Source organism: Pseudomonas sp. LM13, from assembly GCF_041381355.1.
Lineage (GTDB): Bacteria > Pseudomonadota > Gammaproteobacteria > Pseudomonadales > Pseudomonadaceae > Stutzerimonas > Stutzerimonas frequens.
The window spans coordinates 35,835-50,129 of record NZ_JACBXH010000020.1; the positions used below are offsets into that span (position 1 = coordinate 35,835).

General features: G+C 64.3%; 12 protein-coding genes and 1 pseudogene. 9 read left to right on the forward strand and 4 right to left on the reverse strand.

The window, feature by feature from the left end:
- Nucleotides 1–172: 172 nt before the first annotated feature.
- Entirely contained in the window at nt 173–1,168 is a 996-nt protein-coding gene (moaA, locus tag HZR81_RS13770; RefSeq protein ID WP_125886587.1) for a GTP 3',8-cyclase MoaA, read from the reverse strand.
- A 189-nt stretch (nt 1,169–1,357) separates the two neighbouring features.
- Between moaA and HZR81_RS13775 the strand changes: the two genes are divergently transcribed.
- Both HZR81_RS13775 and HZR81_RS13780 read left to right on the forward strand, forming a co-directional pair.
- Nucleotides 1,358–2,209, forward strand: coding sequence for an ion transporter (locus HZR81_RS13775; RefSeq protein WP_063543373.1), 852 nt, complete (start codon nt 1,358–1,360; stop codon nt 2,207–2,209).
- 118 nt (nt 2,210–2,327) lie between these two features.
- The gene (locus HZR81_RS13780) at nt 2,328–2,741 is read left to right on the forward strand and encodes a CopD family protein (RefSeq protein ID WP_102841297.1); all 414 of its coding nucleotides are present in this window, start codon (nt 2,328–2,330) and stop codon (nt 2,739–2,741) included.
- Between the two features lie 102 nt (nt 2,742–2,843).
- Here the strand turns inward: HZR81_RS13780 and HZR81_RS13785 are convergent, their stop codons facing one another.
- Complete coding sequence (locus HZR81_RS13785) at nt 2,844–3,323, reverse strand: DUF2231 domain-containing protein (RefSeq protein WP_095460030.1); 480 nt, start codon at nt 3,321–3,323, stop codon at nt 2,844–2,846.
- Nucleotides 3,324–3,470: 147 nt separating this feature from the next.
- Here HZR81_RS13785 and coxB point away from each other — a divergent pair, with 147 nt between their 5' ends.
- Genes coxB through HZR81_RS13805 form a run of 4 tightly spaced genes read left to right on the forward strand, consistent with a single transcriptional unit; the run spans nt 3,471 to nt 8,090 of the window.
- The gene (gene coxB / locus HZR81_RS13790) at nt 3,471–4,361 is read left to right on the forward strand and encodes a cytochrome c oxidase subunit II (protein WP_500128450.1); all 891 of its coding nucleotides are present in this window, start codon (nt 3,471–3,473) and stop codon (nt 4,359–4,361) included.
- The gene (gene ctaD, locus HZR81_RS13795; protein ID WP_500128451.1) at nt 4,358–6,886 is read left to right on the forward strand and encodes a cytochrome c oxidase subunit I; all 2,529 of its coding nucleotides are present in this window, start codon (nt 4,358–4,360) and stop codon (nt 6,884–6,886) included. The genes coxB and ctaD overlap by 4 nt, the downstream gene beginning before the upstream one ends.
- On the forward strand, nt 6,886–7,245 hold the full coding sequence (locus HZR81_RS13800; protein ID WP_152481194.1) for a hypothetical protein: 360 nt from the start codon (nt 6,886–6,888) through the stop codon (nt 7,243–7,245). Before ctaD ends, HZR81_RS13800 begins: the two co-directional genes overlap by 1 nt.
- Complete coding sequence (locus HZR81_RS13805; RefSeq protein WP_500128452.1) at nt 7,236–8,090, forward strand: cytochrome c oxidase assembly protein; 855 nt, start codon at nt 7,236–7,238, stop codon at nt 8,088–8,090. The genes HZR81_RS13800 and HZR81_RS13805 overlap by 10 nt, the downstream gene beginning before the upstream one ends.
- A gap of 29 nt (nt 8,091–8,119) precedes the next feature.
- On the opposite strand, the gene tusA is transcribed toward HZR81_RS13805, so the two are convergent.
- Nucleotides 8,120–8,371 (reverse strand): sulfurtransferase TusA, encoded by a 252-nt coding sequence (gene tusA, locus HZR81_RS13810; protein ID WP_063543387.1) that lies wholly within the window; start codon nt 8,369–8,371, stop codon nt 8,120–8,122.
- Between the two features lie 72 nt (nt 8,372–8,443).
- Nucleotides 8,444–9,493 (reverse strand): 23S rRNA (cytidine(2498)-2'-O)-methyltransferase RlmM, encoded by a 1,050-nt coding sequence (gene rlmM, locus HZR81_RS13815; protein WP_133456984.1) that lies wholly within the window; start codon nt 9,491–9,493, stop codon nt 8,444–8,446.
- Nucleotides 9,494–9,667: 174 nt separating this feature from the next.
- On the opposite strand from rlmM, the gene acnA reads away from it, so the two are divergent.
- The 3 genes and pseudogenes from acnA to HZR81_RS13830 all read left to right on the forward strand — a co-directional run bounded on the left by acnA (nt 9,668) and on the right by HZR81_RS13830 (nt 14,270).
- Nucleotides 9,668–12,343, forward strand: coding sequence for an aconitate hydratase AcnA (acnA, locus tag HZR81_RS13820; protein WP_500128453.1), 2,676 nt, complete (start codon nt 9,668–9,670; stop codon nt 12,341–12,343).
- 358 nt (nt 12,344–12,701) lie between these two features.
- A pseudogene (locus HZR81_RS13825) lies at nt 12,702–13,034 on the forward strand (PAS domain-containing protein); the annotation flags it as partial.
- Between the two features lie 87 nt (nt 13,035–13,121).
- Nucleotides 13,122–14,270 (forward strand): methyl-accepting chemotaxis protein, encoded by a 1,149-nt coding sequence (locus HZR81_RS13830; protein ID WP_500128463.1) that lies wholly within the window; start codon nt 13,122–13,124, stop codon nt 14,268–14,270.
- Nucleotides 14,271–14,295: the final 25 nt, after the last annotated feature.

The following is a 14,295-nucleotide window of genomic DNA, read 5'->3' on the forward strand; positions in this document are numbered from 1 at the left end:
TCCTGGCATCGATTGGGCTACTGGCAAGAAGCCGCGAAGCTTATCATGGCGCCCCGGCTGTCTCGCAGCGCGTCGGCGCACAGAAACGCAGCCGCGCACCTCGCCATGCTCTATGGCGACAGGAGGAACACAGGAATGAAGCGCCATCCGGTGAATGGACGACGAAACGGTCTCAGCCGCCGGTCATGCTCATGAAACGCACCACCTGGACTTGCTCGTCGGTGCGGAAGTGGTGCTTTTCCGGCTTGAGCTGCAGGGCATCCACCAGCGCATTGCGCAAGCGCTCGCTGTCACCCGGATAGCGGCGCATCAGGCTCTTCAGATCCAGCGCGCCCTCATGACCGAGACACAGCACCAACTTGCCCTCGGCTGTGATGCGCACACGGTTGCAGCTGCCGCAGAAGTTGTTGCTGTGCGGGGAGATGAAGCCGACCTGCGTCTCGCTGCCTGCCACCTGCCAGTAGCGCGAAGGGCCACCCGTGGCATGGCTGCTGCGCACCAGCGTATGGCGCGCCTCGATGCGTTCACGCACCTCGTCGCTGGAGCAGAAGGTGATCTGCCGCTGATGACTGGACACGCTGCCCAGTGGCATTTCCTCGATGAAGCTGATATCCAGCCCGCGCTCGATGGCGAATTCCACCAGATCGAGAATCTCGTCGTCGTTGCGGCCCTTCTGCACGACGCTGTTGAGTTTGATGCGCTTGAAGCCGGCGCTGCGCGCGGCCTCGATGCCTTCGAGCACCTGATCGAGCCGGTCACGCCGGGTCAGCTCGGCAAAACGCTCGCGCTTGAGCGAGTCGAGGCTGATGTTGAGCCGCTTGACGCCAGCTTCGTGCAGCGATGCAGCCAGGCTTGGCAACTGCGAGCCGTTGGTGGTGATGGCCAGATCTTCCAGCTCGCTGCGCTCGCCCAGGCGCGCCAGCAAGCTGGTCAGCCCCTTACGCACCAGCGGCTCGCCACCGGTCACGCGAATGCGCTTGACGCCCAGGCTGATAAAGGCGTCGGCCACCGCATAGAGTTCTTCCAACGTGAGAATCTGCGCGCGAGGGGCAAAGACCATGTCCTCGCTCATGCAATAGGTGCAGCGAAAATCGCAGCGGTCGGTTACCGACAACCTCAGGTAAGTGATGCGCCGGCCGAATGGATCGACCAACTGGGAATCGGGCATGGAACTCTCCAACTGCTGGATGCGCCTGTAGTCAGACTATGCGCTAAGTACGATTCAGGCAAAGCGACGTTACCAATGGCGCAGCTGCAACGCCACCACGCGACATGCAGTCGCCGCAACGCAATGCTTTAATGGACCGCTTTGGCAGGTGACCGCGAAATCTGCCACCCGTGCGAGAGACCACTGCGAATGGACAACGATTCCCTGAAAACGATGAGCTGGCGTGAGCGGCTATACACCATCATCTTTTTCACCAATACCCCGGCCGGCAAGCGTTTCGATACCTGGCTGCTGGTGATCATCTTCGCCAGTCTGATCGTGGTGATGTTCGACAGCATCGCCTCGTTCAACGAACGGCACGGCCAGCTGCTGACCGCCCTGGAGTGGGGTTTCACCGCGATCTTTGCCATTGAGTACGTGCTGCGCATCTACACCCACCCCGAACCCCGCAAGTACATCCTCAGCTTCTACGGCATGGTGGACCTGTTCTCGGTGCTGCCGGCCTTCATCGCCCTGCTGTTCCCGGATGCGCAGTACCTGCTGGTGGTGCGCGTCATCCGGATGCTGCGGATATTCCGCGTCCTCAAGCTCACCCCCTACCTCAGCCAGGCCAACTTTTTGCTCGTGGCGCTGCAGGGCAGCCGGCAGAAGATCATCGTTTTCCTCCTCAGCGTGACCACGCTGATCATCGTCTACGGCACGCTGATGTATGTGATCGAAGGGCCAAGCAATGGCTTCACCAGCATTCCGATAAGCATCTACTGGGCTGTGGTCACCCTGACCACTGTCGGCTTCGGCGATATCGTTCCGCATACCCCGTTGGGCAAGGCGCTGGCGACGATGGTGATGATCACCGGTTATTCGATCATCGCGGTACCGACCGGTATCTTCACCGCCGAGCTGGCCAATGCCATGCGCCAGGACAGCCTGCGCCACAATTGCCCTACCTGCGACAAGCTCACCCACGAGCCCAATGCGGCGTTCTGCAGCCGCTGCGGCAGTCAACTGTTCGAGCCGAAGCAGCAGGACACGGCAGACTGAGCGCAGCGACCCCGCGCCCACCCGTGCGCGCGGCGGCCACCTCGCTAATCACACCCGAACTGCCCACCAGCAGGGCTGTCACATCCTCAGATTCGCATCAGGCAGGATGGAGACCGGCATGCCCTTGCTCAAACTGCTGCACTTCGCCGCTCTGCTCTGCTGGTGCGGCTCGCTGCTGTATCTGCCGGCTCTGATCGCCGCCGGCACCAAGCGCAGCGACCAGCTCTTCTATCGCGACCATGCCCATCTTACCCGCATGGTCTTTACCCTCATCAGCACCCCCGCCGCACTGCTGGCCATTGGCTCCGGCACGGCGCTGTTCCTGCGCGACGGCACCCTGGCCGGCTGGCTGATCCTGAAACTCACGACGGTAACGGGGATGGCGCTCTGTCACGCACTGTGCGGCGTGCTGGTGCTGCGCATCGAACGCCAGCCGGAGCGTGGCGTCACATACCAATGCATGGCGCTGGGAGTACTGGTGCCGGTTCTGATTGCCCTGACCCTGTGGCTGGTACTGGCCAAACCCTTCTGACTCAAGGAATGACCACCTCGCATGACCGATCGCCCGGCCCGCCTCGACCATTCCCATCCCGCCTGCCCGAGCTGGCCGTCTCCGGCGCGTCGTTGCGACGGCTCAGGGCGCCTGCTCGCCATCCAGATCCACACCGACCGCGTGCTCGTAGACCAGCCGCCCGCCAAGGAAAGCGGCCAGGGAAATCAGCACGGCCGTGAGCAGCGAGAGATACAGCCCCCACATCGCGTCGCCGTCGCCGCGGTCCATGCCCTGGTAGCGCAGCAGCCAGTTCAGCGAAGCCAACGAGAGCATCATCACCGCCAGGATCGCATGGCACCAGGCGGTGACCTTGCGGCGGATCTGCTGGACCGAAACCAGGTCGATGATGCCGGCAATGCTGGCGATCCAGCCGCCGATCGCGCCGACGCCCGACAGCCACAACCCTGCGCGCCACCAGAACTCGTCGAGTGTCCACAAGTAGGCCAGGTCGGCCGGCACCAGCCCGATCAGCGCGGCGACCGGAAAGTGGATCATCATCGGGTGCAGCGGATGGCCACCAATGGCGGCGTTGCTATTGATGGACTCGCGTTCTATGGCCATCCAGCCCTCCCAGGCATTGAAGTGAAACGAGCCGTACGTGCGACGAGGCGAGACGGCAACCCTTTCAAATGGACCACACTGGCGCTGGCAGTTCCTTTGCTCGCTGCTTGCGACGGACCGCAATCGGCGCTTTCACCGGCCGGACCCATGGCGCGCGACGTAGCGAACGTCTGGTGGGCTATGTTCGGTTTCTCCGTCGTGGTGCTGCTGACCGTAAGCGTGCTGTGGATCTACGCCATGCTGCGCCGCCCGCAAACCCACAGTGCCGAAGAGGCCAAGCGCATCAATCGGCGCTGGGTCATCGGCGGCGGTATCGTTCTGCCCACCGTCAGCATCATCGCCCTGCTGGCCTTCGGCATTCCCACCGGGCGCAGCATGTTGCCGCTGCCGGTCGAGGGCGAACAGCCGCTGCGGGTTCAGGTGATCGGCCATCAGTGGTGGTGGGAGGTGCGTTATCCGGAAAGCGGCGTGGTGACGGCCAACCAGTTCATCCTGCCGGTGGACCGGCCCGTCGACGTCGAGGTCACCAGCGCCGACGTGATCCACTCATTCTGGGTGCCGCGCCTGGGGGGCAAGCTGGACATGGTCCCCGGGCGAACCAACACCTTGCGCCTGCAGGCGGCGCAGACTGGCGTCTTCCGCGGGCAGTGTTCTGAATTCTGCGGCAGCCAGCACGCGCACATGATCCTGCATGTCGAAGCGCTGGAAGCCGATGCGTTCGCCGGCTGGATCGAGGCCCGCACCGGGCGTGAGCACCTGCCGCCGGGCGGCGCCGCCGGCCAGGTGTTCAATGAGCGCTGCGGGCAGTGCCACCGCGTCGCTGGTGTCAGTGACGGCAATCGCGCCCCGGATCTGAGCGACCTGGCGACCCGCCCGACGCTGGGTGCCGGAGTGATTGCCAACGACGCCGAAGGCCTGCGCCGCTGGCTCAGCGATCACCAGAGCCTCAAGCACGGTATCGCCATGCCGCGCCACGACGACATTCCCGAAGAAACCCTCGGCCAGCTTGCCGACTGGCTGGAGACGCTCGCTCCATGACCCCGACCCGTAACACTGGCGCGCCCGCCACCGACCCTGACCAGCTGCACGACCAGTTCAACGAGGTCTGGGGCAACCCGCGCGGCTGGCGCGCGCTGACCATCGTCAACCACACCAGCATCGGCCTTCGCTTCCTGGTCACCGGCGCCTTCTTCTTCCTCGTCGGCGGTTTGCTGGCGATGCTGATCCGCACGCAGCTCGCGCTGCCCGGCTACGAGCTGATGGAGCCGGACGTCTACAACCAGGTCTTCACCATGCATGGCACGGTGATGATGTTCCTCTTCGCCGTGCCGATGATGGAAGGGCTGGCGGTCTACCTGATCCCGAAGATGATCGGCGCCCGCGACCTGGTATTCCCGCGGCTGTCCGCGCTGGGCTATTACTGCTACCTGTTCGGCGGGCTGATCCTGCTGTCGAGCATCTTCCTCGACATCGCGCCGAAGGCCGGCTGGTTCATGTACACGCCGCTGTCCAGCTCGGCGCACACGCCGGGGGTGAATTCGGATTTCTGGCTGCTGGGTATCACCTTCGTCGAAATCTCCGCGGTCTCCGCCGGGGTCGAACTGGTGGTGTCGATCCTGCGCACCCGGGCCAGCGGCATGGCGCTGCACAAGATGCCGATCTACGCCTGGTACATCCTGGTGATGGCGATGATGATCGTGGTGGGCTTCCCGCCATTGATCCTCGGCTCGATCCTGCTGGAGCTGGAGCGCGCGGCCGGTATGCCATTCTTCGATGTCGCCCGGGGCGGTGACCCGGTGCTCTGGCAGCACCTGTTCTGGCTGTTCGGCCACCCCGAGGTGTACATCATCTTCCTGCCGGGCGCGGGAATCGTCTCGACGCTGATCCCGGTGTTCTGCCAGCGTCCGCTGGTGGGCTACCGCTGGGTGGTGCTGGGCGTGCTGACCACCGGCTTCATCAGTTTCGGGCTGTGGGTGCACCACATGTTCACGGTCGGCATTCCGCAGCTGGCCACAGCGTTCTTCTCGGCGGCGAGCATGCTGGTGGCGATCCCCACCGGCGTGCAGATCTTCGCCTGGCTGGCGACGCTCTGGCTCGGCAAGCCGGTATACAAGGTGCCAATGCTCTGGCTGGTGGGCTTTCTCATCGTCTTCGTCGCCGGCGGGCTGACCGGCGTGATGCTGGCACTGGTGCCGTTCGACTGGCAGGTGCACGACACCCATTTCGTGGTTGCGCACATGCACTACGTGCTGGTGGGCGGCATGGTCTTCCCGCTGATGGCCGGGCTGTATTACTGGCTGCCGCACTTCTCCGGCCGCATGCCCTCGGCCAAGCTCGGCCGCTGGGGCTTCTGGCTGTTCTTCATCGGCTTCAACGTCACCTTCATGATCATGCACTGGACCGGCCTGATCGGCATGCCGAGACGGGTCTATACCTATGACACCGGCCTCGGCTGGGACATGCCCAACCTGGTGTCCTCGGTCGGCAGCTTCATCATGGCGGTGGGCGTGGCAACCATCCTGCTGGATATCGTCCTGCACTTTCGTTTCGGAGTTCCGGCGCCGAAGAACCCGTGGAACGCGGATACCCTGGAGTGGGCCACCAGCCTGCCGCCGAGCGCCTACAACTTCGTCAGCCTGCCGGACGTGACCGACCGCCATCCGTTGTGGAAAGACCCGGACCTGCCCGACAGCGTTGCCCGCGGTGAGCACGCACTGACCGTGATTGACCATGGCCGACGGGAAACCTGGGGCAGCGACCCGCTGACCGGCAAGGTGCGTGAGATCATCCACCTGCCGGGCAACAGCTGGCTGCCGTTCATCGCATCGGTGTTCCTCGCGGTGCTCTGCCTGAGCCTGCTGAACAAGTTCTACTGGGTCGCGCTGGGTGCGACCGTGGCGACGCTGGTCGTGCTCTTTCGCTGGTCCTGGGAGAACGGCGCGCATCCAGCGGCCGCGCCGGATGCCCATACCCAGCCCGGCGAACCGCCGCTGCATTCACGCACGTTCGACGGGCCGGGCCTGTGGGGCATGGGCGTAACCCTGCTGGCCAACGGCGCGCTGTATCTGTCGCTGCTGTTCGGCTGGTTCTACCTGTGGACCGTTTCGCCACAATGGCAGGTGCCGGAGAGCCAGCTCAACGGTTGGCTGATGCTGGCCAGCACGCTGCTGCTGAGCGCCGGCACGCTCTGGCTGCACCGCCTGATCAAGCGCCTGCGGGCCGGCCCGCACAGCAGTTTGATGTCGCAGCTGGCATGGCTGGGGCTGCTGGCATTGACGCAGTCGGCGATGCTGCTGTGGCTGATGTTGAGCGCCGGGCTGGTGCCGACCGAAACCGCGCATGATGCGGTGATCTTCGTGATGCTGGCCTATAGCCTGATCCATTGCTCGCTGGCCGCAGTGCTCACCATCCTGCAGGCCTGGCGCGTACAGCTCGGCTATGTCGGCGACAAGGCGCCCTACGAACCGGTGGTGGTCGAGCAGCTCTGGTACTACAACCTCGGCGTGCTGTGGGTCAGTTACGCGGCCATCGTGCTGTTCCCTGCGACCTGGGGAGGTGCCTGATGAAATACGCGCGAACGTCGCCCTACCATCCGATCCAGATCCCGATCGGCCTGGTCATCTGGAGCTTGTGGTTCATAGCCATGTATGGCGGCCAGGCGGTGATCTGCAAGCTCAGCCCGCCCGACCCGGCCCAGGGCGTATGGAACTGGCTCAATGCCAGCCTCGGCGTGCTCACTGTGCTGACTCTTGCGCTGCTGCTGTGGATGGCGCGCTATTTCTGGCGCCTGTCGCGCACACCCGAGGCGCTGAACGAGCGGCAGCAGTTCGTCACCAAGATCGCGGCGGGCATTCACTTCATCGCTGCGCTGGCCACGCTGTTCGTCGGCATTCCGCTGCTGCAGATACCGCCATGCCTGTGACCACCCGAACCAAACGCTGGCTGCTGTCGGGCCCGCTAGCGCTGGCCATTACCTTCGCCTTGCCCATGCCGGCGTTTGCCCACGGCCTGTTCGACGCCCATCTGCTCGACCGCGCGCCGCTGCTGCTGACCGCCCTGCTGGTGGCTGCGGCCTGGCTGCTGTACCTGCTCGGTGGGCGCAAGGTGCCGCCGCGGCGCCATGAAGCCCTCTGCTTTCACGCGGCAATGCTGCTGGTGGTGTTCTCGGTGTTCGGCCCCATCGACGACTGGGCGGAAACCAGCACCGCCTGGCACATGACCCAGCACATGCTATTCATCATCGTGATCGCCCCGTTGTGGGCGCTGGCCCGGCCGTTGCCGCAGTGGCGCGGGGTCACCGGGCGCTTCGCCCAGCCACTGTGGACCGGCATCCTGCGTGCCGGGCGCTACCCCACATTGCTGGCGCTGCTGCATGGCGCGGTGATCTGGATCTGGCACACGCCGAAGCTCTATGTGCTGGCGCTGGACGACCTCTGGTGGCACGCCTTCGAGCATGCATGCTTCCTGTTCACCGGCTGGCTGTTCTGGTGGTCGGCGCTGCGCGCGAATCCGAAGCAGGTGCCACAGGCGCTGATGGCGGTGCTGCTGACGCTGATGCACACCGGTCTGCTGGGCGCCCTGCTCACCTTCGGTAGCGTGTCGTTCTACGGTGAAGGCCGCTCAGTGGAAGATCAGCAGCTGGCCGGTCTGATCATGTGGGTGCCGGGCGGGCTGATCTATCTGATCGGCGGCGGCTGGATCGCCTGGCGCTGGCTGACCCGCATGTGGCGGCGGCAGAACACGCGAGCCGCTGCCCCGGATACCTAAGGCTCAGCCAGGCATCACGTTTGCCGACGTCAGTCGACTTTCTTGCGAATCCAGTAGAGATAGGTGCCTGCGTCTTGCTGCTGTTCGACCAGATCATGGCCGAGGAACACGCAGAACTTGGGAATGTCGCGCTGGGTCGAGGGATCGGTGGCGATGACCTTGAGCATCGCCCCGCCAGCCAGGTCGCGCACCTTGTTGTGCAGCATCATCACCGGCTCGGGGCAGTTCAGGCCGGTGGCGTCGAGCACGGCGTCGACAGTCATTTCAGCTGATTGGCTCATCAGGAGGCTCCGGAAAACAGGCGTGCATTGTGGCGCAAGCGCGCGGACAGGTCATCCGCAGGCGATCGACGATCAGAGGCGGCGCAGGTGACAGGTCACCTCTTCCCGGTCGTGATACAGCTGCTTGCAGCCAATACTGGCCTTGACGCCACGTTCGGCCAGCCCGTCGGCGATACGTTCGAGCAGGCGCTTGACCTCGGCGTAGCGCTGCTTCATCGGCAGCTTGAGGTTCACCACCGCCTCGCGGCACAGGCCCTCGCCGATCCAGGTTTCCAGCAGCGCAGCATTGCGCGCCGGCTTCTCGACGATGTCGCAGACCATCCAGTCCACCGGCCTTTTCGGGCGGAAGGTAAAGCCGTCGGCGCGAAAGTGCTCCACCAGCCCCGAATCCATCAGGTCGGCGTTCATCGGCCCGTTGTCAACCGCGCTGACCTTGATATGCCGGTTGACCAGCTGCCAGGTCCAGCCGCCCGGCGCCGCGCCCAGATCGACCCCCGTCATGCCCGCCGCCAGTCGTGTATCCCATTGCTCGCGCGGGATGAAATGGTGCCAGGCCTCTTCCAGCTTGAGCGTCGAGCGGCTGGGCGCCTGGCGCGGAAACTTCAGGCGCGGGATACCCATCGGCCACAGCGCGCTGTTGTTTGCCTCGGCGATGCCGGCGAACACTTCGCGACCGCTCTTGAACGTGAGCAGAAGGCGCGGCCCCTTGCCCTCTTCGTCGAGGCGCCCGGCCTTGATCAGTGCCTTGCGCAGCGGCGCCTCGAACTTGCGACAAAAGTTGGAAAGCTCCTTGCCATCGTTGGTATCCAGCACTTCAAGCCATAGGCTGCTGCACACCGGATAGCTCGCCAGATGCGCCAGCAGCACGCTGATCCGGTCGGTTTCCGGCAGTTGCACGTACTCGCCACGCGCCCACTGCCGCGGAAAGATCAGCTCGGCGAAACGCAGCCGGCGCATCAGCTTCTCGGCACCGCCGGCTTCGCTGCAGATGAACTCGGCGCAGGCGCTGTCGGGCCGCGCCTTGGCATAGCCTGCGACTTCGAGGATGGCGGCGTGCTCACTGATTTCCGCACACACCTCGCCCTCGAAACCGGGACGGCAATGCAGCAACAATGTGTTCATGTTCGAATCCTGTCAGCGGTATGGCCTGGACCAAAGCCGCGCATCATAGCCGACCGCGGGAACCCTCGCCCGCATCGCCCGGTCCAGTGCAGTAGCGAAACACCTGCCCAAGGGCTAGTTTCAAAGCTCGTTCATCAGCCAGCCCCTCACCGTGTGGGCACAAGGAGATGAGGAATGCCTTCCCTGGATAGCCTGAAATGTCGCCGCAGCCTCGAGGTTGCCGGCAAGACCTACCACTACTACAGCCTCCCCGAAGCGGCCGCCCAGCTGGGCGACATCAGCCGCCTGCCAACCTCGCTGAAAGTGCTGCTGGAAAACCTGCTGCGCTGGGAAGACGGCGAGACGGTACGCGGTGAGGACCTCCAGTCGCTGGCGCGATGGCTGCAGACGCAGAGCTCCGAGCAGGAGATCCAGTACCGCCCCGCCCGTGTACTGATGCAGGACTTCACCGGCGTACCGGCCGTGGTCGACCTCGCGGCCATGCGCGATGCCGTGGCCAGGGCCGGCGGTGATCCGCAGAAGATCAACCCGCTGTCGCCGGTGGACCTGGTGATCGACCACTCGGTGATGGTCGACCGCTTCGGCAGCGACCAGGCTTTCGAGCAGAACGTCGAGATCGAGATGCAGCGCAACGGCGAACGCTACGAGTTCCTGCGCTGGGGCCAGCAGGCCTTCGACAACTTCAGCGTGGTGCCGCCGGGTACCGGCATCTGCCACCAGGTCAACCTGGAGTACCTCGGCCAGGTGGTCTGGACCCGCGAAGAGAACGGCGAGACCGTCGCCTACCCCGACACCCTGGTCGGCACCGATTCGCACACCACCATGATCAATGGCCTCGGCGTACTGGGCTGGGGCGTCGGTGGCATCGAGGCCGAAGCGGCGATGCTTGGCCAGCCCGTGTCGATGCTGATTCCCGAAGTGATCGGTTTCCGTCTGAGCGGCAAGCTCAACGAAGGCGTTACCGCGACCGATCTGGTGCTGACCGTGACGCAGATGCTGCGTAAGCACGGCGTGGTCGGGAAGTTCGTCGAATTCTACGGCCCGGGTCTGGATCACCTGCCGCTGGCCGACCGGGCGACTATCGGCAACATGGCCCCCGAATACGGTGCCACCTGCGGCTTCTTCCCGGTCGATCAGATCACCATCGATTACCTGCGTCTGACCGGCCGCGACGAAGAGCGTATCGCGCTGGTCGAGGCCTACAGCAAGGCGCAAGGCATGTGGCGTGACAGCGACTCGCCGGACCCGGTGTTCACCGCCACGCTGGAACTCGATCTCAGCCAGGTACGCCCCTCGGTGGCCGGTCCCAAGCGTCCGCAGGATCGGGTCACCCTCGGCGATATCGGCGCCAACTTCGACCTGCTGCTGGAGACCGCCGGGCGCCAGGCTCAGGCGGATAGCGCGGTGCCGGTCGCAGGCGAAAACTTCCACCTCAAGCACGGCGCGGTGGTCATCGCGGCAATCACCTCCTGCACCAATACCTCTAACCCCAATGTACTGATGGCCGCCGGCCTGGTCGCCAAGAAGGCGGTTGAGCGCGGGCTCAAGCGTCAGCCCTGGGTCAAGTCCTCACTGGCGCCAGGCTCCAAGGTGGTCACCGACTACCTCGAGCGGGCCGGGCTGACGCGCTATCTGGACCAGCTCGGCTTCAATCTGGTGGGCTATGGCTGCACCACCTGTATCGGCAACTCCGGACCGTTGCCGGATGCCATCGGCCAGGCGATTACCGACAACGACCTGATCGTATCGTCGGTGCTGTCCGGCAACCGCAACTTCGAGGGCCGCGTACACCCGCTGGTCAAGGCCAACTGGCTGGCCTCGCCACCGCTGGTGGTCGCCTTCGCCCTGGCCGGCACCACGCGCATCAACATGGACCGCGAGCCGCTGGGCTACGACGACCAGAATCAGCCGGTGTACCTGAAGGATATCTGGCCGAGCAGCGCCGAAATCGCCGAAGCGGTGGCACGCATCGACGGCGAGATGTTCCGCAGCCGCTATGCCGACGTATTCAGCGGTGACGAGCACTGGCAGAAAATCCCGGTCAGCGCCGGCGATACCTATCAGTGGAACGCCGGCTCCAGCTATGTGCAGAACCCGCCGTACTTCAAAGATATCGGCCAGCCCCCGACGCCGCCTGCGGATGTCGAGAACGCGCGAATACTCGCCCTGTTCGGCGATTCCATCACCACCGACCACATTTCGCCCGCTGGCAATATCAAGGCCAGCTCTCCAGCCGGCCTGTACCTGCAATCGCTGGGGGTGGCGCCGGAAGACTTCAACTCCTACGGCTCGCGCCGCGGCAACCACGAAGTCATGATGCGCGGCACCTTTGCCAACATCCGCATCAAGAACGAGATGCTCGGCGGCGAGGAAGGCGGCAACACGCTCTACCAGCCGAGTGGTGAAAAGCTGTCGATCTACGACGCCGCCATGCGCTATCAGACCGAAGGCGTGCCGCTGGTGGTGATTGCCGGCAAGGAGTATGGCACCGGCTCCAGCCGTGACTGGGCCGCCAAGGGCACCAACCTGCTGGGCGTGAAGGCGGTCATCGCCGAGAGCTTCGAGCGCATCCACCGGTCCAACCTCATCGGCATGGGCGTGCTGGCGCTGCAGTTCGTCGGCGAGCAGACGCGTCAGTCGCTGGGTCTGAACGGCACGGAGAAGTTGTCGATCCGAGGGCTCGGCGCGGACATCAAGCCACGCCAGCTGCTCACCGTCGACGTGGAACGGCAGGACGGCTCGCGCGATTCGTTCCAGGTGCTGAGCCGCATCGACACGCTGAATGAGGTCCAGTACTTCAAGGCCGGCGGCATCCTGCACTACGTATTGCGCCAGCTGATCGGGAGCTGAGCGCAGAAAGAAAAACGCCGGTGCGAAGTCCTTTCGCACCGGCGTCAGCCACTCCCTTGGCATCGAATCTCCAGCCGCCTGGGCCTCCATGCACGGGTCCGGCTCCCTGAACTGGTCGCCGCTGCCTTCTCGAGCGCAGCGTACGGACATGCACCGACATTGCCGGAAAAGCATTGCAGAAAGATTAAGCCCCGACGTCCGTCAGTCGCCTGTATCGACAAAGCTGATCCTCGAATCAGCTTTTTCCCTCAAGATCGCCACGCTACGGCCGACCCATTGGTCAGCCTGAGACCGAATTAAAACTATAAAGGTCAGGTGCGCCATTCCGAGAACACTTCTATGCCAGGCGTGAAAGTCGATGCGTAACAACCAGCCCGTAACCCAGCGTGAGTATGCCTTCCCCGATCAGCAGCGCCTCATCTCGACCACCGACCTGAAAGGCCAGATCACCTACTGCAATGACATCTTCGCCGAAGTCAGCGGTTTCAGCCGCGACGAGCTGATTCGAGCGCCACACAATCTGGTGCGCCATCCCGATGTGCCGCCCGCGGTGTTCGAACACATGTGGGTGACCCTCAAGCAGGGCAAGCCTTGGATGGGTATCGTGAAAAACCGGCGCAAGACCGGTGATCACTACTGGGTCAACGCCTACGTCACGCCGATCCTGGATCAGCAACGCCAGGTAACCGGCTACGAATCGGTGCGAACCAAGCCGAGCCGCGAGCAGGTCCAACGGGCCGAAGCGCTATATGCCCGACTGAACGCGGGCAAGAGCGGTGTGCCCCGCCGCGATAGTTGGCTTCCGGTATTGAAGAAATGGCTGCCATTCATCCTCGTCAGCCAGGTCGGCTTTTTGGTAGGTGCTTCCTTCGATCACGCGATGGGATTCGTCGCGGCCGCGCTGCTGTCCGTTCCGCTCGGGCTTGCCGGGCTGCATTGGCAACAGCGCGGTTTGCGGCGCCTGATGCAGCTTGCCCAAGAGACCACCAGCGACCCGCTTATCGCCTGCATGTACACCGATAGCCGAGGCGTCGAGGCCCAGCTGGAAATGGCGATGCTCAGCCAGCAGGCGCACCTGAAGACCTGCCTGACCCGCCTGCAGGACACAGCGGTGCAGCTGCAGGGACAGGCCAAACAGGCCGATACCCTGGCGCAGAATTGCGCCAACGGCTTGGCCCAGCAACATCAGGAAACCGAGCAGGTGGCCACGGCGATCAATGAGATGGCCGCAACGACGCAGGAGGTGGCCAGCAACGTCGCGCTGGCAGCCGACGCCACGCGTGAAGCCAGCCGGCTGACCGTTCACGGGCGCGAAGTCACCGCCGACACCCGCAAGGCGATTCAGCAGCTATCGGAATCGGTCAGCAAAGCCGGCGAGTCGGTCAACCAACTGGCAAGCGACAGCGAGGCCATCGGCAGCGTGGTCGATGTGATCAAGAGCATCGCCGACCAGACCAACCTGCTCGCGCTCAACGCCGCAATCGAGGCCGCGAGGGCCGGTGACAGCGGCCGCGGCTTCGCGGTGGTCGCCGATGAGGTGCGTCAGCTGGCGCAACGTACCGCGGCAGCCACCGGCGAAATCCACCAGCTGATCGAGAAGCTGCAATCGCAAGCTCAGCATGCGGTGTCCACGACCGAGCAGGGCCGCGTGCACGCGGCCCGTGGCGTCGAGCAGATGATCCAGGCAGACCAGGCCCTGAGTGGAATCAACGAGGCGATGGGCAACATCATCGACATGACCACCCAGATCGCCTCCGCCACCGAAGAGCAGAGCGCAGTGGCCGAGGAGATCAGCCAGAACGTCACCACCATCGCCCGCCTGGCCGATCAGACGTCCGGCGACGCGCGCAGCTCGGCTTTGCTCAGCGAAGCGCTGACCGCAACGGCCGAGGGCCAGTATTCGCTGGTCGAGCGCTTCAACCGCTGATCGGGTACCCCGCCCGGTCAGCCAG

Excerpts from the sequence above, each read along its gene's own strand:
- moaA (WP_125886587.1), bottom strand. The coding sequence starts at position 1,168 with ATGCCCGATTCCCAGTTGGTCGATCCATTCGGCCGGCGCATCACTTAC.
- HZR81_RS13775 (WP_063543373.1), top strand. The coding sequence starts at position 1,358 with ATGGACAACGATTCCCTGAAAACGATGAGCTGGCGTGAGCGGCTATAC.
- HZR81_RS13780 (WP_102841297.1), top strand. The coding sequence starts at position 2,328 with ATGCCCTTGCTCAAACTGCTGCACTTCGCCGCTCTGCTCTGCTGGTGC.
- HZR81_RS13785 (WP_095460030.1), bottom strand. The coding sequence starts at position 3,323 with ATGGCCATAGAACGCGAGTCCATCAATAGCAACGCCGCCATTGGTGGC.
- coxB (WP_500128450.1), top strand. The coding sequence starts at position 3,471 with ATGGCGCGCGACGTAGCGAACGTCTGGTGGGCTATGTTCGGTTTCTCC.
- ctaD (WP_500128451.1), top strand. The coding sequence starts at position 4,358 with ATGACCCCGACCCGTAACACTGGCGCGCCCGCCACCGACCCTGACCAG.
- HZR81_RS13800 (WP_152481194.1), top strand. The coding sequence starts at position 6,886 with ATGAAATACGCGCGAACGTCGCCCTACCATCCGATCCAGATCCCGATC.
- HZR81_RS13805 (WP_500128452.1), top strand. The coding sequence starts at position 7,236 with ATGCCTGTGACCACCCGAACCAAACGCTGGCTGCTGTCGGGCCCGCTA.
- tusA (WP_063543387.1), bottom strand. The coding sequence starts at position 8,371 with ATGAGCCAATCAGCTGAAATGACTGTCGACGCCGTGCTCGACGCCACC.
- rlmM (WP_133456984.1), bottom strand. The coding sequence starts at position 9,493 with ATGAACACATTGTTGCTGCATTGCCGTCCCGGTTTCGAGGGCGAGGTG.
- acnA (WP_500128453.1), top strand. The coding sequence starts at position 9,668 with ATGCCTTCCCTGGATAGCCTGAAATGTCGCCGCAGCCTCGAGGTTGCC.